This is a genomic window from Mesorhizobium sp. M0030 (assembly GCF_040323695.1).
Lineage (GTDB): Bacteria > Pseudomonadota > Alphaproteobacteria > Rhizobiales > Rhizobiaceae > Mesorhizobium.
In genome coordinates this window covers 246,460-266,450 of record NZ_JAMYVE010000005.1, presented here as the reverse complement: position 1 = coordinate 266,450, position 19,991 = coordinate 246,460, and the positions used below count along the sequence as shown (strand labels likewise).

General features: G+C 64.6%; 17 protein-coding genes. 14 read left to right on the top strand and 3 right to left on the bottom strand.

The annotated features are described in order from the left end of the window. Window positions 1–18: 18 nt before the first annotated feature. Window positions 19–786: an SDR family NAD(P)-dependent oxidoreductase gene (locus NKJ80_RS13335; protein WP_023698402.1), complete on the bottom strand. Its 768-nt coding sequence runs from the start codon at window positions 784–786 to the stop codon at window positions 19–21. Window positions 787–1,019: 233 nt separating this feature from the next. Here NKJ80_RS13335 and NKJ80_RS13330 point away from each other — a divergent pair, with 233 nt between their 5' ends. Both NKJ80_RS13330 and NKJ80_RS13325 read left to right on the top strand, forming a co-directional pair. Next, complete coding sequence (locus tag NKJ80_RS13330) at window positions 1,020–1,175, top strand: hypothetical protein (RefSeq protein WP_023670454.1); 156 nt, start codon at window positions 1,020–1,022, stop codon at window positions 1,173–1,175. Between the two features lie 158 nt (window positions 1,176–1,333). After that, complete coding sequence (locus NKJ80_RS13325) at window positions 1,334–2,293, top strand: LLM class flavin-dependent oxidoreductase (RefSeq protein WP_023704992.1); 960 nt, start codon at window positions 1,334–1,336, stop codon at window positions 2,291–2,293. Window positions 2,294–2,487: 194 nt separating this feature from the next. On the opposite strand, the gene NKJ80_RS13320 is transcribed toward NKJ80_RS13325, so the two are convergent. Beyond that, window positions 2,488–3,156 (bottom strand): cysteine hydrolase family protein, encoded by a 669-nt coding sequence (locus NKJ80_RS13320; RefSeq protein ID WP_023704991.1) that lies wholly within the window; start codon window positions 3,154–3,156, stop codon window positions 2,488–2,490. Window positions 3,157–3,482: 326 nt separating this feature from the next. On the opposite strand from NKJ80_RS13320, the gene exbB reads away from it, so the two are divergent. The 12 genes from exbB (at window position 3,483) to NKJ80_RS13260 (ending at window position 16,505) form a co-directional block, all read left to right on the top strand. Continuing rightward, window positions 3,483–4,472 (top strand): tonB-system energizer ExbB, encoded by a 990-nt coding sequence (gene exbB / locus NKJ80_RS13315; RefSeq protein ID WP_023687757.1) that lies wholly within the window; start codon window positions 3,483–3,485, stop codon window positions 4,470–4,472. Window positions 4,473–4,478: 6 nt separating this feature from the next. After that, on the top strand, window positions 4,479–4,937 hold the full coding sequence (exbD, locus tag NKJ80_RS13310) for a TonB system transport protein ExbD (RefSeq protein ID WP_352497701.1): 459 nt from the start codon (window positions 4,479–4,481) through the stop codon (window positions 4,935–4,937). Then, on the top strand, window positions 4,934–5,893 hold the full coding sequence (locus tag NKJ80_RS13305) for an energy transducer TonB family protein (protein WP_023713408.1): 960 nt from the start codon (window positions 4,934–4,936) through the stop codon (window positions 5,891–5,893). The genes exbD and NKJ80_RS13305 overlap by 4 nt, the downstream gene beginning before the upstream one ends. 171 nt (window positions 5,894–6,064) lie before the next feature. Beyond that, on the top strand, window positions 6,065–7,159 hold the full coding sequence (locus tag NKJ80_RS13300; protein WP_023693237.1) for a transporter substrate-binding protein: 1,095 nt from the start codon (window positions 6,065–6,067) through the stop codon (window positions 7,157–7,159). After that, complete coding sequence (locus NKJ80_RS13295; protein ID WP_352497700.1) at window positions 7,156–7,770, top strand: ANTAR domain-containing response regulator; 615 nt, start codon at window positions 7,156–7,158, stop codon at window positions 7,768–7,770. The genes NKJ80_RS13300 and NKJ80_RS13295 overlap by 4 nt, the downstream gene beginning before the upstream one ends. Continuing rightward, window positions 7,748–8,650 carry an ABC transporter permease gene (locus tag NKJ80_RS13290; protein ID WP_023668590.1) on the top strand — a complete coding sequence of 301 codons (903 nt, stop codon included), beginning with the start codon at window positions 7,748–7,750 and terminating at the stop codon, window positions 8,648–8,650. Before NKJ80_RS13295 ends, NKJ80_RS13290 begins: the two co-directional genes overlap by 23 nt. A gap of 13 nt (window positions 8,651–8,663) precedes the next feature. Then, window positions 8,664–9,584, top strand: a complete 921-nt coding sequence (locus tag NKJ80_RS13285) for an ABC transporter permease (protein ID WP_023815305.1) — start codon at window positions 8,664–8,666, stop codon at window positions 9,582–9,584. A gap of 76 nt (window positions 9,585–9,660) precedes the next feature. Continuing rightward, window positions 9,661–11,256 carry an ABC transporter substrate-binding protein gene (locus NKJ80_RS13280; RefSeq protein WP_460221874.1) on the top strand — a complete coding sequence of 532 codons (1,596 nt, stop codon included), beginning with the start codon at window positions 9,661–9,663 and terminating at the stop codon, window positions 11,254–11,256. After that, window positions 11,246–12,190, top strand: a complete 945-nt coding sequence (locus NKJ80_RS13275) for an acetamidase/formamidase family protein (RefSeq protein ID WP_352497699.1) — start codon at window positions 11,246–11,248, stop codon at window positions 12,188–12,190. Before NKJ80_RS13280 ends, NKJ80_RS13275 begins: the two co-directional genes overlap by 11 nt. A gap of 187 nt (window positions 12,191–12,377) precedes the next feature. Further along, the gene (locus NKJ80_RS13270; RefSeq protein WP_352497698.1) at window positions 12,378–14,159 is read left to right on the top strand and encodes an ABC transporter ATP-binding protein; all 1,782 of its coding nucleotides are present in this window, start codon (window positions 12,378–12,380) and stop codon (window positions 14,157–14,159) included. A gap of 128 nt (window positions 14,160–14,287) precedes the next feature. Next, entirely contained in the window at window positions 14,288–15,238 is a 951-nt protein-coding gene (locus NKJ80_RS13265) for a hypothetical protein (RefSeq protein WP_031196424.1), read from the top strand. A 52-nt stretch (window positions 15,239–15,290) separates the two neighbouring features. Further along, the gene (locus tag NKJ80_RS13260) at window positions 15,291–16,505 is read left to right on the top strand and encodes a hypothetical protein (protein ID WP_352497697.1); all 1,215 of its coding nucleotides are present in this window, start codon (window positions 15,291–15,293) and stop codon (window positions 16,503–16,505) included. 48 nt (window positions 16,506–16,553) lie between these two features. On the opposite strand, the gene NKJ80_RS13255 is transcribed toward NKJ80_RS13260, so the two are convergent. Next, on the bottom strand, window positions 16,554–19,979 hold the full coding sequence (locus NKJ80_RS13255; protein WP_352497696.1) for an acyl-[ACP]--phospholipid O-acyltransferase: 3,426 nt from the start codon (window positions 19,977–19,979) through the stop codon (window positions 16,554–16,556). Between the last annotated feature and the right edge of the window lie 12 nt (window positions 19,980–19,991).

Sequence of the window (19,991 nt, the reverse complement as noted above, 5' to 3'; positions counted from 1 at the left end):
GCGCCAAGCCTGGGATACTCACATCGCCGTAAAACCATTATCGACAAACAGATGCGTGCCATTGACGAAGCTGGACTCATCGCTGGCGAGGTACAGCGCTGCCTTGGCCACTTCCTCCGGCTCACCGATGCGGCCCTGCTGTGCGGCCAATGCGGCGTCCGACACGTCGACGCCGAGCTTGCCGAGATCGGCGACCTCGCGCAGGCCGTGCGGCGTGCGGATGAAGCCGGGACAGACGGCGTTGCAGCGTATGTTGCGGTCACGGAATTCGACTGCGATGGCGCGCGCGAACATGTGGCAGGCGCCCTTGGTGGTGTCGTAGAGCACCTCCATGGGTGTGGCCGCCACAGCCGAGATCGACGAGGTGCAGACGATCGAACCGCCACCGGCAGCGATCATGCCCGGCAACACGGCGCGCGTCATCAGGAACATCGAGCGGACATTGACCGCATGGAGCCAGTCCCATTCCTGCACTGTGGTCTCCAGGAACGGCTTTATCACGATGGTGCCGGCATGGTTGAACAACACCGTGGCCGGGCCGAGCCTGACCGTCGCCGCCTTCACTGCGGCCTCGACCTGCGCCTCGTCCGAGACGTCGGCCACCCAGTGTTCGGCGATATGTCCCCGCGCGCGTATCGCCGCCGCAGTGGCTGCCGCCGCCTCGCCATTGCGGTCGATGATCGCCACCTTGGCGCCTTCGGCGGCGAACAATTCCGAGGCCGCTCCGCCCATTCCGGTCGCGCCGCCCGAGATGATTGCAATCTTGCCGGCTAGTCTTGTACCCATGTTCTGTTCCCCGTTCCCGATCGAAATGATCCGCATTTACGCCGGAATGGCGATGCTATCGCCTATGCAGACGTCGGCCAAGCTTGTCGCTCGCTTGTCGCCAACAGGGGGCTCCCAGCAATGCCAAACCAAATAATAAGGAATACTGAGAAAATCGTTCTACATATCCCCAAAAAATAGCACTCGACAAAGTCTACTGATTTTATAGATTAATCCGCAAGACGGAGGTCGATATGTCCTATATCCAGAACGCCGAGACAGACCGCACCAGCCAGAGGCTGGCCAATAGCCAGGCTTTTCGCCCGGCCTATGCCGGCGCTTTCGCCTATCTCGTCTTTGCCCTTGCGTTCGTGTTCACCGGGGCAGTCGTGCTCGGCTTGATTCCCTGACCGATCAGGCCGAAAGGGTGGCGACCTAGCGCTTTCAGTGAGTGACCGGAGTTGATGAACCGAACGCGGACGCGCTTTGGCGCTGATGCTTGTTTTTACGCATGTCGTCGTCTCAAAACCGGGGGCGACATACATCCAACGTGATGGAGGAGATGGCAATGCCGATCGAGTTCACGCATGTTCCCGGTAAAACGCACGCCGCCGATGCCGGTTCGGCCGTACCGTTCTTCTATGATTTCGTCGAGACGGCGACCAAGCTGTCGCTGATCGAGGATTCCGGCTTCCAGAACATCGTCGTCGACGACCCGGCCGGGCTGTTGACCAATATGGACATCGCCGCCCAGGCGCTGGACCGCACCTCGTCGCTGGAAGTGGTGCTGACGCACTGGGCCGGCGTGATCGCGCCTGCGGTTGCGGCGCGGCAACTGGCGGCGCTCGACGCCAGGAGCGGCGGCCGGCTGGCGCTGAGGATCCTGAGCGAGCCGCTGGATGACGACGATGCCGAGACGCGTCCGGTCGGCCACACCGTGGTCTGGCAGCGCATCGACGAATATCTGGTGCTGCTGAAGCGGCTGTGGTCGAACGACCGGCCGTTCGACCATGAAGGTGCGTTCTACAGCATCAAGGGCGGCTACGTACCGCGTAAAGGACCGCACGGTGCCGATATCACCATCCGCATGGGTGGCCAGTCCGGCACGGCGCTGAAGGTCGCCGGCCGCCATGCCGACGTCTTCGAGCTGGCGCCTGGTTCGCCCGACGAGATCCGCCAGCTGATGGAACGGGCGCGCAGCGCCGCCGCCGAGCATGGCCGCGCCGGCAAGCTGCGTTTTGCGCTTCCGGTCCGGGTCCGCTCGGAGGGTGGCGCCTCTACCGTCGGACACAAGGCGGTCGAACTTTCCGGACCACCGGCGCAGATCGCCCTGTCGCTGCTGTCCTATGCGGTGCTGGGCATCAGTGAGTTCATGATCGTTGGCGTCGACAGGCCGCGCGAGATCGCCGGCGTCGGCCGCGAGACGATCGCGCTCTTGCGTAATTCGCTGGCACGCCGTGAGGCGGAGGTGCCGCAGCCCGGCGCGTTTGCCTCGCGGGGCGGGTCGGATATTCACGCAGCTGGGTAGCGAGATCGCGATCGGGAACGCCGGCGGGACAGCACCCCCCTCTGTCCTGCCGGACATCTCCCCCTCAAAGGGGGAGATTGGCAGCTTGAGCGCCGGCTCTCAACGTTGGTAATTGGCGAAAGCCGACGTGATGTCTGATCGCCCTCCTTGCGGGGGATGCCCGGCAGGGCAGAGGGGTGCTGTCCCGCCAGCGTCTAATCACCACTCAGCACTGCCAGCGCCTCCAACACCGCGTCAGATTCCGTCAGCGTACCAAATACCCCGTCCTCCACCGTCACCATATGCAGCGCCGCGTCATGCGCGTATTGGTCGCCGCTGGCGCAGGCATCGGCGATGGTCAGGCACTGGAAATTGCGGTCGCAGGCCTCGCGCAGCGTCGTGTGCACGCAGACATCGGTCGTGCAGCCGGAAAAGATCAGATGGCTGATGCCGCGTGCGCGAAGCACAAGTTCCAGGTCGGTGTAGGTGAAGGCGCTGTTGCAGGTCTTGTTGACGATGATGTCGTGCGGCGCGACGTCGATGTCGGCGACGATCTGAAAGCCGGGGCCGGAGCGCAGCAGCACGTCGGTGCCTTCGAGACCCGCCCGCTTGCGGCGCCATCTCTCGTACGGCGTCATGTCGGCCATGTCGCCGCGATATCCCTGCCTGGTGTGAATGATGGTGAGGCCGGCCGCGCGTGCCGCTGATATCAGTCGGTTGACTGTCGGCAGGATGGCGCGCAGCGGCGCGGGGTCATAACCCTTCCTGGCGAAATAGCCGGTCGGCGAGAGGAAATCCTCCTGCAGGTCGATGACCAGCAGCGCGGTGTTTGCCGGCACCAGCCGGCCGTCATAGGGGAAATCGAACGGTATCGCCTTGATCATCGCAGCCTGCCTCAATTGCTGCCCGGTATCGTGGCCCAGCAACCCTGCGGCCGTCCATCCCTCAGTGCGACGACACCAGGTAGACCGACGCCAGGACGATGTGCCGCTGAGACATCGCGCCGATAATCGTTGGCCAAAAAAGCCATCTTGTTTGTTGACTAGTAAACTCATGTTTTATAGTCAAGCAGGGCACTCGGCCGCCTGAATTGTTTCCAGCGGCTGTGCCGCGTTTGAGAGAAGCCAGAACCAGTGGCTGGATTTTCGGGGTCGACATTCCGTCACCGACCAGCCGATCGGTACGTGCAATGACGAAGCGAGGAAGAAGCGTGTCCAGAAATGGTTTGTTGGCGGCGCTGGCCGCGGTCATGCTGTCGGCCGGCAGCGCTGCTGCGCAAGAGCAGCCAAACACGCAGCCCAGGGTGACGACGGAACCCGCTGCAGCTGCCCGGTCGGCGGCCCAGCCTTCCCCGGTCGCAGTCGAACGGCCCGCACCGGCTGCGCCTGTCGCGCCGGCTTCGCCAACTGCCGGGCAGGCGGCGCCGACCGCGCCACAGCCGGCAACCCAGCCCGGTGCATCCGCGCAGGCCGAGCCTTCGGCAATATCGCTGACGCTGCCGCACGATCTGTCGCCCTGGGGCATGTTCATGGCCGCCGACATCATCGTCAAGGCGGTGATGATCGGGTTGGCCTTCGCCTCGCTGGTCACCTGGACGGTGTGGCTGGCCAAATCGCTGGAGATTCTCTTCGGCAAGCTCGGCGCCCGTCGCGCTGCGCGCGCCATCGGCAATGCCGCCACGCTGCGCCAGGCCGGGCGCGCGCTTGGCAACAGTGGCGGCCCCGGTGCGCTTTTGGTGCGGGCGGCCGAGGAAGAGACTGCCCTTTCGGCCGGTGCGCTCGGCCATGTCACCGGCGACGGGCTGAAGGAACGCGTGACGTCGCGCCTGTCGCGCATCGAAGCGGCGGCGGCGCGGCGCATGTCGCGCGGCACCGGCGTGCTGGCGACGATCGGCTCGACGGCGCCCTTCGTGGGCTTGTTCGGCACCGTCTGGGGCATCATGAACGCCTTCATCGGCATCTCGCAGGCGCAGACCACCAACCTCGCGGTCGTCGCGCCCGGCATCGCCGAGGCGCTGCTCGCCACGGCGATGGGCCTGGTCGCGGCCATTCCCGCGGTGGTCATCTACAACGTCTTTGCGCGGTCGATAGCCGGCTACCGGCAGCTCCTTGCCGATGCCTCGGCCGGGGTCGAGCGGCTGGTCAGCCGCGATCTCGATTTCCGCACGGTGCCGCAGGCGCCCGCGCTGGCGGCGGAGTGATGGGCTATGGCGGCTAGAATTCGCGAGGCTATCGATGGCGATCTCGAGGAAAACCACGAGATCAATGTCACCCCGTTCATCGATGTCATCCTGGTGCTGCTGGTCATCTTCATGGTCGCTGCACCCTTGGCGACAGTCGACGTCAATGTCGATCTGCCGGGTTCGACGGCGACGCCAGCACCCCGGCCGGAAACGCCGCTGTTCCTGACCCTGAAGGACGATCTGACGCTCGCGATCGGCAATGACAGCGTGCCGCGCCAGGCTTTCGCCGCGGTGCTCGACGGCAGAACCAAGGGCGACAAGCAGACCCGCATCTTCCTGCGTGCCGACAAGGCGGTCGGTTATGGCGAGCTGATGGAGGTGATGAACCTGCTGCGCGGCGCTGGTTATCTGAAGATCGCGCTGGTGGGGCTGGAGACGGTGCCGGCGGACGCATCCGCGGCGCACCGGGGCGCCGCCCCGTGACGCAACTGGCCGCCGCCGCACCCGCGGCCGACCCGCCACGCGCCGGCCTGCGCGAAATTGGCTTGTGGGCGGCTGCGGCCATTGTCATTGTCGGCGCGCATGTCGCGATCGCCTATGCCGTCCAGAGCTTCAGCCTGGCCAACATGGCCGATGGCGGCCCGCCGCCGGCTGTGGCTATCGAGCTGTCGCCGATGATGGTGGCGCCGGCGGTGCAGGAGGACTCGATGGCCGACGTGGTGACGCCTGAGCCGCCGAACCAGATCGAGGAGGCGGTTGCCGAACTGAAGCCCGTCGTGGAGCCCGAGCCCGGTCAGCCGGGGCCGGTCGCCGAGAAGACGGAAGCGGTTCAACCCGCCGCTCCGATCGAGACGGCAGCGGCCGAGCAGCCCGATCAATCGCCGCCGCTGGATGAGGTGGTGCCCGACATCGTCCCGACCATAGCGCCGGATGTGGTCATTCCGCCGCCCCAGACCAAGCCGGCGGAGACCAAGCCGGCGGAGACCAAGCCGATCGAGAAGGCGAAGAAGGCTGCCGAAAAACCCAAGCCGAAAGCAAAGAAAGAGAAGAAGGAAAAGGCCGCGCCGGCGAAAGCGGTCGTGACCGCCAGTGTCGATCAAAAGGCAGCGGCGAAGGCGTCGGCGCCGAAGGCTTCGCAATCGAGTGGATCATCAGTCAGTGCAAGCAAATGGAACTCCCAGCTGATCGGATGGATCAATCGGCACAAGCGCTACCCGAGCGCGGCAAGGTCGCGGCGCGCCGTGGGTACCGCAAATGTGACCTTCGTCGTCAGCGCTTCGGGCAAGGTGACCTCCGTCCGGCTGACCCGATCTTCGGGGGACGCCGATCTCGATCGCGCCGCGCTCGGCATTCTGCAGGGTGCGACGGTGCCCGCGCCACCGCCTGAGAAGGCCGGTACGGCTGTCGTGGCGCCTTTGATGTTCACGCTGCGGAACTAGAAGCAGCCGGACAAGGCCGATCCCATGACCACGTACTTTCCCGCTTGACTGACCCGCCGGACCGAATACGCTAGCGCAAAATACCGGCCTTGGTCGCCGGGCGGCAAATATGCCTCGTATGCCTCGCCCTCCGGCGCTGGCTGCGGGGCATTGTCATTTCTGAGGATCGGTTTGAAACGGCGTATCGAGATCGGCATCCTGTATTCCCGCTCGGGCAGCTACCAGTTGGTCTCCGATGCGTGCCGGATGGGCGCCACGCGCGCCATCGCCGACATCAATGCCGATCGGAGCTATGGCATCGAACTGGTTCCGGTCGAGCGCGATCCGCAAAGTAATGCCGATCGCTACGCGACTTTGTGCGAGGACATTTTCAGGACCAGCAGCGCGCGCCATGTCGTCGGTTGTGTCACCTCGTGGAGCCGCAAGGAAACCATCCCGGTGCTGGAGAAGGCCGGCGGCATGCTCTGGTATGCCTGCCCCTATGAAGGGTTCGAGGCCAACGAGCATGTCGTCTACATGCACGCCTGCCCCAACCAGCATCTGGTTCCGCTGATGGCGCATGTCGTGCCGCGTTTCGGCGCCAACGGCTTCCTGCTCGGCTCGAACTACATTTGGGGCTGGGAGATGAACCGCGTGGCGCGCGACCTGATCGCGGATGCCGGCGGCAAAGTGCTGGGCGAGCGCTATCTGCGCATCGGCGAGACCGACGTGTCGCGGTTGATCGCGGAAATCCGGGCGACGAGGCCGAGCTTCATTCTCAACAATCTGATCGGCACCTCGTCGTATGCCTTCCTGGCGGCTTACCGCGAGTTGGGCGATGAGGATGCGGCATTCAGGCCGGAAAACTGCCCCGTCATCTCCTGCAACCTCACGGAAGGCGAGTTGCCGGCGATCGGCGAGACAGGGAAAGGGCATCTGTCGGTCGGGCCCTATTTCGCGCCCCGGCCGGCTGCCTTCGCTTCGTCCTTCGAGGCCTCCGCCTATGCCTCGGTGCAGGTGATGGCCGACGTGCTGTCGCGCAACACTGATGCCGGCCCGGCGGAATTTTCCAAGGCCTTCGCCGAGCGGCGCTTCTCCACCCGGCTCGGGCCGATCGCCATCGACGCCCACTCCCAGCACGCGACGCTGCCAGTGATCATCGGCCGGATCGCCGATGGCTTCTTCGAGGTCGTCAGCCAGGAGGATGAGGTCGCGCCGGATCCCTATCTGTCGCGCTACGACCCCGCCAAGACATTCGGCCGTCCGCGTCTGAGGGTGGTGTCATGACGCGGACGCGCATCCCCAATCTCGGCGGCGCGCGGGCTTTCATCCTGCATCGCCCGCATCCGACGGTGCAGGCCATCACCAGGCAATTGTCGGCCATCGGCCTGGCTACGATCGACTGCTGGCCGGAATTGCCGCCGGAAGCTCTCGCCGCCGATTTCGTCTTCTTCGATGCCGATCTCGGTTTCGACGAGCAGTTCCCGTGGGAAGCCGGTGAGGCGCCGATGCCGCTGGTGGCGCTGATCGGTTCCGAGGCGCCGGGGCGTATCGAATGGGCGCTGTCGCACAAGGCCGATGCGCAGCTGCTGAAGCCGGTCGGCAATGCCGGCGTCTACAGCGCTCTGTTGATCGCGAGACAGAGTTTCGAGGCCCGAAAACATTTAGCCGGCGAGATAGCGTCGCTGCGCCAGCGCGTCGCCGAGCGCCAGACCATCGTGCGCGCGGTGACGGCCTTGTCGAAAGGCAGCGACGACGAGCGCGCCTATGCGCAGCTGCGTTCGCTGGCGATGAGCTGGCAGATCAGCGTCGAGGATGCCGCGCGTCGGATCGTGGCAATGACAAGCGAGGAAGCGACGGGGGAAGAAGGCGGCGATGACCAGTCCCATCGCGCCTGATCTACCGGTGCGCATGCCGGCAAAACCGCGCGCCGGTGTCTGGCGCCGGCTGGTGAAACGCCGCCTCGCGCTGCTCGGCCTGGTCATAGTCGCCATTGTCCTTGCCGGCGCTGTGCTGGCGCCCCGGCTGACCGGCTATGACCCCAACGAGCAGATGTTCGACGGCCTGACCATCGAGGGCTCGCCGCTGCCGCCCAGCGCCCAGTACTGGCTCGGCACCGACCTGCTCGGACGTGACCTCTTGACCCGCATCCTCTACGGCGCCCGCACCTCGCTCATCATCGGCATCGTCGCCAATGGCGTGGCGCTTTTGATCGGCACTTTGGTGGGTGTCACCGCAGGCTATTTCCGCGGCTGGATCGGCAGCGCGCTGATGCGCTTCACCGATCTGATGATGGCGTTCCCGGCGCTGCTGCTCGCCATCTGCCTGGCGGCAGTGTTTCAGCCCAGCCTGTGGATCGTCGCCATGGTCATCGCGCTGGTCAACTGGGTGCAGACGGCGCGTGTCATCTACACCGAGACATCGTCGCTGGCCGAACGCGAGTTCATCGATGCCGAGCGCAGCATCGGGGCGAGTGCGCCGCGCATCCTATTTCGCCACATCCTGCCGCATCTGCTGCCGACCATCATCGTCTGGGGCACGCTCGGCATCTCGACCACGGTTCTGCTCGAGGCGACGCTTTCCTTCCTCGGCATCGGTGTGCAGCCGCCGACCGCGTCGTGGGGCAACATCATTTTCGAGAACCAGACCTATTTCCAGGCCGCCCCCTGGCTGGTGTTCTTCCCCGGCGCCGCAATCCTGGCGTTGGCGCTGGCCTTCAACCTGATCGGCGACGCATTGCGCGACATCCTCGATCCGACGCAAAGGGGCCGGGAATAATGGGGGGCCGGTCATGATCGCCTATCTCGGCCGCCGGCTGATCCAGTCGCTGCTCATCCTGCTTGGCGTCTCGCTGATCACTTTTGCGCTGCTCTACCTCTTGCCGGCCGACCCGGTGCGGCAGATCGCCGGCCGCAGTGCTACGCCGCAGACGGTGGAAAACATCCGCCAGCAACTCGGCCTCGACCAGCCTTTCGTGGTCCAGTATTGGCACTACCTGACGAAGCTCGTCAGCGGCGATCTCGGCCGCTCCTACATACAGCGCTCCGAGGTCACCGAGCTCATCGTCTCGCGGCTGCCGGCCAGCCTGCTTTTGATGGTAGGCGCCATCCTGTGCGAACTGCTGATCGGGCTCTCCATGGGCCTGATCGCCGCCGTCAAGCGCGGCACCGCCACCGACCAGACCCTGATGGTGGCCTCCTTCGTCGGCGTCTCGGCGCCGCAATTCGTCGTCGGCCTGTTGCTGCTCTACGTCTTTGCCGTGCGTCTCAGCTGGTTCCCGATCGGCGGCTATGGCACCTGGCGCCATCTGGTGCTGCCGTCGCTGACGATGGGCATACTCGGCGCCGGCTGGTACGCGCGCATGATGCGCTCGTCGATGATTGACGTCCTGCGCCAGGATTATGTCCGCACGGCGCGGGCCAAAGGCCTGGCGCGCAGCGCCATCATATTCCGCCACGCACTGCCGAATGCCATCCTGCCGGTCATCGCCATGATAGGCATCGACATCGGCATCTTCATGGGCGGCATCGTCGTCGTCGAAAGCGTGTTCGGCTGGCCCGGCATCGGTCAGCTGGCGTGGCAGGCGATCCAGCGCGTCGACATTCCGATCATCATGGGCGTCACGCTGGTCTCGGCCTTCGCCATCGTGCTCGGCAATCTGCTCGCCGACATCATCGCGCCGTTCATCGATCCCCGCATCAAGCTCAGATGAAAATGAAACAGAGAAAGGGAACACAACAATGAAAAAGTTTCTCGCATCCACAGTCGCGGCATCGGCCTTGGCCCTCATGCTCGGCATGACAAGCGTCCGCGCCGAAGACACGGTCGATCCCAACGCCAAGCAAGGCGGCGCCATCACCATCACCTACAAGGACGATGTTGCGACCCTCGATCCGGCGATCGGCTATGACTGGCAGAACTGGTCGATGATCAAGAGCCTGTTCGATGGGCTGATGGATTACGAGCCGGGCACCACCAATTTGAAGCCCGATCTGGCAGAAAGCTACGAGATTTCGCCCGACGGCCAGACCTTCACCTTCAAGCTGCGCCATGGCGTGAAATTCCACAATGGCCGCGAGATGACGGCCGACGACGTGAAATATTCGCTCGACCGCGTCACCAATCCGAAGACGCAGAGCCCCGGCGCCGGCTTCTTCGGCTCGATCAAGGGCTATGACGATGTCGCCGCCGGCAAGGCCGAAGGCCTGTCCGGTGTCACCGTCATCGACCCCTACACGGTCAAGTTCGAACTGACCCGGCCCGACGCCACCTTCCTGCATGTCATGGCCATCAATTTCGCCCATGTCGTGCCGAAGGAAGAGGTCGAGAAATATGGCGCCGATTTCGGCAAGCATCCGGTCGGCACCGGCGCCTTCAAGCTCGCCGAGTGGACGCTGGGACAGCGCATCGTCTTCGAGCGCAATGCGGACTATTGGCACAAGGGCCTGCCGCATCTCGACAAGATCACCTTCGAGATCGGCCAGGAGCCGATCGTGGCGCTGCTGCGCTTGCAGAAGGGCGAGATCGATGTTCCCGGCGACGGCATTCCGCCGGCCAAGTTCCAGGAGGTGATGGCCGATCCCGAGCAGAAGGCGCGTGTCGTCGAAGGCGGTCAGCTGCACACCGGCTACGTCACCATGAACACCACCATGGCGCCGTTCGACAATGTTAAGGTGCGTCAGGCCGTCAACATGGCGCTCAACAAGGCGCGCATCATCCAGATCATCAACGGCCGCGCCGTGCCGGCCAACCAGCCGCTGCCGCCGTCGATGCCGGGCTACGACAAGGACTACAAGGGTTATCCCTATGACGTAGCCAAAGCCAAGGCGCTGCTGGCCGAGGCCGGTCATGCCGATGGTTTCGACACGCAGCTGTTCGCCATGAACACCGATCCCAACCCACGCATTGCCCAAGCGATCCAGCAGGACCTGGCGGCGATCGGCATCAAGGCCAGCATCCAGTCGCTGGCGCAGGCCAATGTCATCGCCGCCGGCGGTGACAAGGCCGGCGCGCCGATGATCTGGTCGGGCGGCATGGCCTGGATCGCCGACTTCCCCGATCCGTCGAATTTCTACGGCCCGATCCTCGGCTGCGCCGGCGCGGTGCCCGGCGGCTGGAACTGGTCGTGGTATTGCAACAAGGATCTCGACGCCAAGGCGGCCGAGGCGGATTCGGTGGTCGACCCGGCAAAGGCCGGCGAACGCGACAAGATGTGGAGCGCCATCTACGACAAGGTGATGGAAGACGCGCCCTGGGCGCCGGTCTTCAACGAACAGCGCTTCACCATGAAATCCGCGCGCATGGGCGGCGCCGACAACCTCTATGTCGACCCGGTCCATATCCCGATCAACTACGACAATGTGTACGTAAAAGATGTGCAATAACTGCGACTACACCATCCATGGGCGCCACCACCATTTCGGCTGGGACAATTCCTTTGTCCCGGCCGAGCGGGTGGCGCCCGGCGCGACCATCGAGTTCCAGTGCCTCGATGCCGCCGGCGGCCAGCTGAACGCCGACAGCACGGTTGCCGAAATCGCCAAGCTCGACTTCGCCGGGGTCAACCCGGTGACCGGGCCGATCTTCGTCGAGGGCGCCGAGCCGGCTGACGCGCTCAAGGTGACGATCGAGATGTTCAAACCGTCCGGCTTCGGCTGGACGGCGAACATTCCGGGTTTCGGCCTGCTCGCCGACGACTTCACGGAACCGGCGCTGAACATCTGGAAATACGATGCAGCCGCGCTCGAACCGGCGCTGTTCGGGAAAAACGCGCGCGTACCACTGAAGCCGTTCGCCGGCACCATCGGCAATGCGCCGGCTGAGATGGGGCTTCACTCGGTGGTGCCGCCACGGCGGGTCGGCGGCAATCTCGACATCCGCGATCTCGCTGCCGGCACGACGCTCTATCTGCCGGTTGAGGTGGCCGGCGCGCTGTTCTCGGTCGGCGATACGCACGCCGCACAAGGCGATGGCGAGGTCTGCGGCACGGCGATCGAGAGCCCGATGGACGTCGTGCTCAAGCTCGACCTTGTCAAGGACGCCAGGCTGAAGACGCCGCGCTTCACCACCGCCGGTCCGGTGACGCGCCATCTCGACGCCAAGGGCTATGAGGTGACGACGGGTATCGGGCCGGACCTGATGACCGGCGCCAAGGAGGCGGTGGCGCAGATGGTCGATCTGCTTGCTGGGCGGTATCAGATCGATCCGGTCGAGGCCTATATGCTGGCCTCGGTGTGCGGGGACCTGCGCATCAGCGAGATCGTCGACATGCCGAACTGGGTGGTGTCGTTCTATTTTCCGCGTTGCGTGTTTGAATGACGGTACGTCGGCGCCGCACCCCCACCCCGCTGCTTCGCAGCGACCCTCCCCACAAGGGGGAGGGTAAAGCGCTGCCACCCTACCTCCCCCTTGTGGGGAGGTCGGACCGGAGGTCCGGGTGGGGGTCAGCGCCAAGGTTTGTGCGAATGGTGCGACGGAACCAATCCGTCGCAGGGCTCCACCCACAATGACCCTCGCCGACAACCCCATCCTCTCCATCGCCAACCTCTCCGTCAGCGTGCGCGGCGAGGACGGCGAGCGCGATGTCGTCTCCAACCTGTCGCTGACGCTGGCGCGCGGCGAGACGCTCTGCATTGCCGGCGAATCCGGCTCCGGCAAGTCGATGACCGCGCTGGCGATCATGCAGCTTTTGCCGCAGCCGGCGGCGCGCATATCGTCAGGCATGATCCGTCTTCGGGATGGGAATCGGGGCGACACCGACCTAGCAACCCTCGAGGAACGCCAGATGCGGCGCATTCGCGGCGACCGCATCGCCATGATCTTCCAGGAGCCGATGACCTCGCTCAACCCGGTTCTGTCGATCGGCCGGCAACTCACCGAATCAATCGAGGCGCATACCAGCCTGTCGTCGGCGCAAGCCCGCCGGCGCGCCATCGAGGCGTTGAAGGCGGTGCGCATTTCGGAGGCGGAAAGCCGGTTAAAGCAGTTTCCGCACGAACTCTCCGGCGGCATGCGCCAGCGGGTGATGATCGCCATGGCGCTGGCGCTCGAGCCCGACGTGCTGATCGCCGACGAACCGACGACGGCGCTCGACGTCACCGTGCAAGGCGAAGTGCTGGAGCTGTTGCGCGACCTGCAGCGCCAGCATGGCACCAGCGTCATCCTGATCACCCACGATATGGGCGTGGTTGCCGAAATGGCCGACCGGGTCATCGTCATGCGCGACGGCCGCATGGTCGAAGAAGGCACGACATCGGATATTTTTGTCCAGCCGCAGGCCGACTATACGCGCGAACTGCTGGCTGCCGTGCCGCGCATCGGCAGTGGCGTCGGTCGACAGAAATCCAGGGATGCGATTGACGTCTTGAAACCGGCCAATGTCGCCGAGATCAACGACCTGCATGTCCGCTTCGATCTGCGTGGCGGCATCTTTGGCCAGGTCACCCGCCGCGTCCACGCCGTCGAGGGCGTCAGCTTCTCGATCGCGCCCAACGAAACGCTTGCTCTGGTCGGCGAATCCGGCTGCGGCAAGTCGACGACCGCCAAGGCGCTGGCCGGACTGGCGCCGTATAGCGGCGACATCGTCATTGGCGGGCGCAATCTCTCCGGTCTTGGCCGCGACGAGCGCAAGGCGGTGTGCCGTGACGTCCAGATGATTTTCCAGGATCCCTTCGCTTCGCTCGATCCGCGCATGCGCGTCGGCGAGCTCGTCGCCGAGCCGCTGGTGATTCATGGCATCGCCTCCAAGGACGAGCGCCGCGAACGAGTGGGGGCGCTGTTCGAGCGTGTCGGCCTGTCGGCCGACCAGATGGAGCTTTACCCGCACGAATTCTCCGGTGGCCAGCGCCAGCGCGTCTGCATCGCCCGAGCGCTGGCGCTACGACCAAAACTGATCATCGCTGACGAAAGCGTCTCCGCGCTCGACGTCTCGGTGCAGGCGCGTGTGCTCGATTTGCTGAAGGAATTGCAGCGCGAATTCGGCGTCGCCTATCTCTTCATCTCGCACGACATGGCGGTGGTCGAGAACATTTCCGACCGCGTTGCCGTCATGTATCTCGGCCAGATCGTCGAGATGGGCACGCGCGACCAGGTGTTTTCCAACCCGCGCCATCCCTACACCAGGCGGCTGATCGACGCCGTGCCGGTGCCCGATCCGGCGCAGCGCAGAACGCGCTTCGCGCGCCTCGACCAGGAAATCCCGAGCGCCACCCGCAGGATCGGGGAGGCGCCGCTGAAGCTGGCGCTGAACGATGTCGGCGGCGGCCATCTGGTTGCTGCGGAAAGCTGAGCCCGCACTGGCTGGCAGCTGTTCTTTTACTTTGTTGAGTACAACCAAGAACTGCCGTCTCGGGTTTACCGCGTCTTAGGTGGACGGCGGCCACTATACGGTCGGAGTTCTTGCCACGGGGAAAAATAGTGCTCAAGGCGGTTCTGCAGCTGCTGCCGGGTCGGTTCATGGATGTGCGCATGCGCGTATCCGCCGACTACGAGACGCGTGTCGTGGAGCGGCCCGGGCGCTGGATGAAGGCGGCCGAGCTGGAGCAGTTGAGCAGCGATCTGCGGCTGGTGGCGTCGAAGACGCTGAAAGTCGGCAGCCTGACCTACGGTGTGTTTTCCGGTGACCGCAGCCGGCTGGAACATTCCATCATCACCATCGTCTATCGCCGCAGCGACGGGCGGCCGATCGCCTTCAACGCGCTGGCGCTGATGGAGATTTCGCTGGCCGGCAAGCCCTATGAAGTCTTGCACCTCGGTCTGGTCATGATCGATCCGGACGAGCGCAGCCGCGGTCTCAGCTGGATCCTCTACGGCCTGACCTGCTTCCTGATGTTTTTGCGCAACCAGTTCAGGCCGATCTGGATCTCCAACGTCAGCCAGGTGCCGGCCGTCGTCGGCATGGTCGCGGAGGCGTTCAGCAATGTGTTTCCCGGACCGCATGCCGGCGCGCGGCGCTCGCTGACCCATGTGCTTCTGGCGCGGCAGATCATGGCGCGGCACCGCCATGTCTTCGGCGTCGGCCCCGAAGCGGGTTTCGACGAAGAGCGTTTCGTCATCACCAATGCCTATACGGGCGGCTCGGACGATCTGAAGAAAACCTTCGACGAGACGGCCAAGCACCGCGAGGAGACCTTTAACGAGTTCTGCCGCAAGGAACTCGACTACGGGCGCGGCGACGATGTGCTGCAGATCGGCCAGATGAGCTTCCAGTCGGCGCGCACCTTTCTCGCCGACACGGTTCCGCGCCGCTCGCTTGCAGCACTTGCCGTGGCCGGCGCGGCCGCCACGCTGCAGCGGCTGGTGCTGCCGGTGGTTCACTGGGCCGATAGCACCCGCCAATGGAATGTGCTGAGACCATGGACACGCTGATGGCTTCATTCGTGGCGTCTCGGTTTATCCGCAAGCTGATGGCAGCCGGCCGATGATGAACCTCGACGGCACGCTCGTCGCCGACACCATCACCTCGCTAGCGGCGCTGGTTGGCCTGCTTGTCGTGATATCGATCATAGGCGGGCGCGACACGGGCGATCCGCTGTCGCGGCGCTTTCTATTCGGCCTCAAGGTGCTGGCAGTGCTGCTTGCCTGCCGCATCCTCGACTGGACCACGGGTCTTGCCTTTTTCCGGTTCGTCACCATCACGGCGGCGGGTCTGCTGCCGCTGGCCGCACTGCTGCTGACCGAGGGGCTGTTGCGCCGGCATGCGCCGTTTGCGCTAAAGTTCTTTGCCGCCGGCGGCGCCCTGCTGTTTCTACTGCTGGCGCCGATCCCGGAACGCTTTGCCGAGCCATGGCGGATGGCGGTACTACTTGCCTTCCAGTTCGGAGGTTTTCTCGCCATCGGCTGGCTGGTGATGACGCGCGATCGCGACAGCCTGTCGGCGGCCGAAAACCGCACGGTCGAGCGCATGGCGCTGTCGCTGCTGTTGATCATTCCGTTCATGGTCACCGACTACCGGCCCGGCCTGTTCGAAGTGCCGGTTCGGCTTGGCGGCATCGCCATCCTGTTCCTGTGTTGGCTGACGATCGGCCTTGGACGCGCGAGCCTCGGCCATCGCGACACGATCGGCGCCTTTACCGTGATTACGCTGAGCTCGGTTTTCGCCGGGCTGGCGCTGGGCGGCATCGACGATCTCGGCTGGCGCGGCAGTGTGCAGGGCGTGGTGATCGTGCTGTCGGCGACGCTGCTGGCAGTCATCTACAATGACAGCGTCAGCCTCACCGCGGAGAAGCGCCGCGACTCGTTGCTGAAGCATATGGCCGAGGGTGATCTCACCGATTCGGCGCGCTTCCTGCGCGGCCTGCAGAGCCATATCCTTGTCGACGGCGCGCTGATCCTGCCGGCAGGGGACCTCGGCGACTTCGACCTGAAGGTGCTGGCCCGTGCACTGGAGCAGGAGCCCGTGCGCTCGCTCGCCGATACGCAGCCGGGGGCGCCAGTCGACCAGGATATACGCGAGCAGCTGGCATGGCTGTTCGAGAAATATGAGGCGACCCATGTGCTGCTGGCGACGCTCGATCCGCTGACCGTGGTGGCGCTCAACATGCCGACGCTTGCCTCATCGCCAGGCCTCGAAATGGAGCTGCGCGCCGTCCAGCGCATGGCGATGCTGATTTCGCAGCGGCAGGCGAAGGGTTGATCATACTGAACGGGCCGGCTCTTGCGTCGGCCCGTTGCCGTAGCCGGGTCAGGCGGCCTTGGTCTTCGAGGCTTCTTCGTCGCGCACCATTTTTGTCACGGCGGCGAAGTCGAGCTTGCCGGAGCCAAGGACCGGTACCTTTGAGACCACCCGCACTTCGGCCGGGACCATCAGGTCCATGGCGCCGTTGGCCTTGGCGTAGGCGAGGAATTCCGCTCGTGTGGCGCCGGATGCCTCGGTGATGAGGATCAGCTTTTCGCCCTTGCGGGCGTCGGGCACCGTAGCGACCGCCGACAGCGAGCCCTTCCACAATTCGCCGGCCAGCGCTTCGACAGCAGCCAGCGAGATCATCTCGCCGCCGATTTTGGCGAAGCGCTTGGCGCGGCCGCGAATGGTGATGAAGCCACCCTCGTCGATAGCGACGACGTCGCCCGTGTCATGCCAGCCGTCCTCGAGCGGTTCGAGCACGCCGGGCTTCTCGGCCCGGAGATAACCGGCCATGACATTGGGACCGCGCACGAACAGCCGGCCGCCTTCGTCGACGCCGGGGACCGGATCGAGGCGGTATTCCATGCCGGGCATGATCTTGCCGACGGTTCCAGAGCGATTGTACATCGGCGTGTTGATGGAGATCACCGGCGCCGTCTCGGTGACGCCGTAGCCCTCGAGGATGCGTAGGCCGAACTTCTCCATATAGGTCATGCGCGTCGCTGTCTTGACCGGCTCCGCGCCGGCAAAACAATAGCGTATCGAGCGGAAGTCGTAGGGGTGCGCGGTGCGGGCATAGCCGGAGAGGAAGGTGTCGGTGCCGAAGATGATCGTCGCGTTCGAGCCGTAGATCAGTTCCGGCACGAGGCGGTAGTGCAGCGGCGAGGGGTAGAAATAGACCGGCACGCCGGAGATCAACGGCAGCACCGTGCCCGCGGTCATGCCGAAGGAGTGGAAGATCGGCAGCACGTTGAACACCTTGTCGCCCGAATGGAAGTCGATACGCGACGCCGCCTGGGCGGCGTTGGCCAGGATGTTGCGGTGGGTCAGAACGACGCCCTTCGGCGTGCCTTCCGAACCCGAGGTGAACAAGATCACCGCCGCATCGCCGGGCTTGCGTTTCGCGCGCGGCGTCGACTTGCGCAGCAAGCCGAGCAGCTTATCCTTGAGACTGATGGTCTTTCTGAGATCGTCGAGCCACACGATGTCGACCGAGCGACCGAGTTCCTCGACTACAGCGCCGAGCTTTGCCTGTTCGACGAACGCGCGGGAGGTAAGCACGGTGCGGACTTCGGCGGCCTTGCAGGCGGACAGAATATTGGCAGCACCTGCGGTGAAGTTCATCATCGCCGGAACCTTGCCGGCGGACATGACGCCGAGCAGTGTCGCGCAAGAGCCGTTGGCGTTGGGCAGCATGATGCCCAGCGTCTGCTGGTCGGCATAAAGGTTCTGGAACTTCTCACCAAGCACGGCGGCAGCCGTGAGCAGCTTGCTGTAGCTGAGAGAACCGGTGACCGGATCCTGAACTGCGAGCTGTTTCATGCCGCGTTCGTTCGCCGTCTCGATGATCTTTTCCAGTACGGTCTTGTCTATGTCCTGGGTGCGGAAAACGAGATCCGACATCACCTGGTAGAGCGCGGAACCCGCCGCGGCGCGGCGCTTGCGGCCCTTCAGCTCCTGCGGCACCTCGAGCTTGACCGGTTCCAGAATAGTCACCTTGACCTTCGGGAACAGGCGGCGGCGCACATGCTGCGAGCTCAGCCGCGAGAAGTAGGTCTTCTCCAGCCCGTCGATGCGCACCGGCACAACCATCGAGCCGGTCTTGTCGGCAACCATGGCGGCGCCGTCATAGACCTTCATCAGGCCGCCGGTCACGGTGATGCGTCCCTCCGGGAAGATCACCAGCGGGTCGCCGCCCTGCACGATCTTGATCAGCGTGCGGGTCGACATCGGCTTGGCCGGGTTGAGCGGCAAGGCGCGGGCAAGTTTCATGAACGGCTTCATCCACCAAGCCTGGGCAATGGTGTAGTCGATGGCGAAGACCGGTTCCTCATCGGTCAGCGTCAAGGCGAGCGGACCGTCGAGGAAGCTGACATGGTTGAGCGCCAGGATCGGCGCCTTGCCGGCCGCCTTGAGGTTTTCCATGCCCTCGACTTCGAGGCGCAGGAAAGCGCGGAACAGGATGGAGACGAAGTCACGGAAGGGGTTCGTCGGCAAATATTTCAGCATCAGCCATGCGGCAATCGCATTGGCCGCGACGAGGCCGAACAGGATGCCGCCGGTCGAGACCTTCGTCTGGATCAGGGCCATGATGATGCCGCCGCCAGTCATGAAGCCGGCATTGACGATACTGACGGCGGCGACGACCCGGGCGCGCCGCGCTTCGGGCGACCAGGCCTGCACGGCGGCGAAGGTCGGCACCACCAGGAAAGCGGCTGCAATGGCCATGCCGGCGAGGTCGATGGCGACGCGGATCGTGTTTGGGCCGGCGAAGAATGCGCCAAGGGTTTCCGCCTGGGGCGACGGCGTCATGCCGGAGATGGTCCAGGCGAGATGCAGGCCGAACAGGGCGAGCAGCGCCGTGCCGACCGGTGCCGGCAACAGCACGATGCGGCCCTGCGACATCCAGGCGGCGATGGCCGAACCGATGGCGATCGAGACGGCGAACACGGCGAGGTAGACGGTGACGGCCATTTCGTTGCCGCCGAGCGAATCCTTGATCAGGACCGGCAGGAGCGAGAGCACGATGGCGCCGATCAGCCAGAACCAAGACGTCATCAGGCCGGCGCGCCAGATGCGCGTGTCGGTGCGCAATTCGGTGACCTGGCGCCAGGTCGAGCGGAAGATGTTCTTGTCGATGACAAGGTCGGGCGCCGCCGAACCGGTGGACGGGATATAGCGGCTGACGAGCCAGCAACCGACGGCGAGCGCCATCATGATCGGTCCGAACACCGCGACGCCGATACCATCGGCGGAAACGACGCCGCCGGCTATGGTGCCGCCGAGAATCGCGGCAAACGTGGCTGACTCGATCCAGGCGTTGGCCTTGGGCAGTTCCTTGCGTTCGAGGTGATCGGGCAGGATTCCGTATTTGATCGGTCCGAACAGCGCCGAGATGATGCCGAACATCAACAGCGCCGTCATCAGCACGGGAATGGACGACAGGGCGATGCCGACGACGGAGACACCCGCCGCGGCGATCTCGGCGAATTTCAGACGCTTGGCTATGAGAGCCTTGTCGAAGCGGTCGGCGAGCTCGCCGCCGAGCGCCGACAAGAGCAGGAAGGGAGCCATGAAGACGGCGCCCGCCAAGGTGACCAGTGATGCCGCCTGGTCCGCCGCCAGCGTGAACAGAATAAGGAACACCAGCGTGTTCTTGAGGAAATTATCGTTGAAGGCGGACAGGAACTGCGTCCAGAACAAGGGCGCAAAGCGCCTGGATGTCATCAGATGAGCTGTGGGACGATTGATCGGGGCGATTTCCATAGCGGCGACTTC

Bases quoted from the DNA above. Each gene is read 5' to 3' on its own strand.
- NKJ80_RS13335 (WP_023698402.1), bottom strand. From the start codon at position 786: ATGGGTACAAGACTAGCCGGCAAGATTGCAATCATCTCGGGCGGCGCG.
- NKJ80_RS13330 (WP_023670454.1), top strand. From the start codon at position 1,020: ATGTCCTATATCCAGAACGCCGAGACAGACCGCACCAGCCAGAGGCTG.
- NKJ80_RS13325 (WP_023704992.1), top strand. From the start codon at position 1,334: ATGCCGATCGAGTTCACGCATGTTCCCGGTAAAACGCACGCCGCCGAT.
- NKJ80_RS13320 (WP_023704991.1), bottom strand. From the start codon at position 3,156: ATGATCAAGGCGATACCGTTCGATTTCCCCTATGACGGCCGGCTGGTG.
- exbD (WP_352497701.1), top strand. From the start codon at position 4,479: ATGGCGGCTAGAATTCGCGAGGCTATCGATGGCGATCTCGAGGAAAAC.
- NKJ80_RS13295 (WP_352497700.1), top strand. From the start codon at position 7,156: ATGACGCGGACGCGCATCCCCAATCTCGGCGGCGCGCGGGCTTTCATC.
- NKJ80_RS13290 (WP_023668590.1), top strand. From the start codon at position 7,748: ATGACCAGTCCCATCGCGCCTGATCTACCGGTGCGCATGCCGGCAAAA.
- NKJ80_RS13285 (WP_023815305.1), top strand. From the start codon at position 8,664: ATGATCGCCTATCTCGGCCGCCGGCTGATCCAGTCGCTGCTCATCCTG.
- NKJ80_RS13280 (WP_460221874.1), top strand. From the start codon at position 9,661: ATGCTCGGCATGACAAGCGTCCGCGCCGAAGACACGGTCGATCCCAAC.
- NKJ80_RS13275 (WP_352497699.1), top strand. From the start codon at position 11,246: ATGTGCAATAACTGCGACTACACCATCCATGGGCGCCACCACCATTTC.
- NKJ80_RS13270 (WP_352497698.1), top strand. From the start codon at position 12,378: ATGACCCTCGCCGACAACCCCATCCTCTCCATCGCCAACCTCTCCGTC.
- NKJ80_RS13260 (WP_352497697.1), top strand. From the start codon at position 15,291: ATGATGAACCTCGACGGCACGCTCGTCGCCGACACCATCACCTCGCTA.
- NKJ80_RS13255 (WP_352497696.1), bottom strand. From the start codon at position 19,979: ATGGAAATCGCCCCGATCAATCGTCCCACAGCTCATCTGATGACATCC.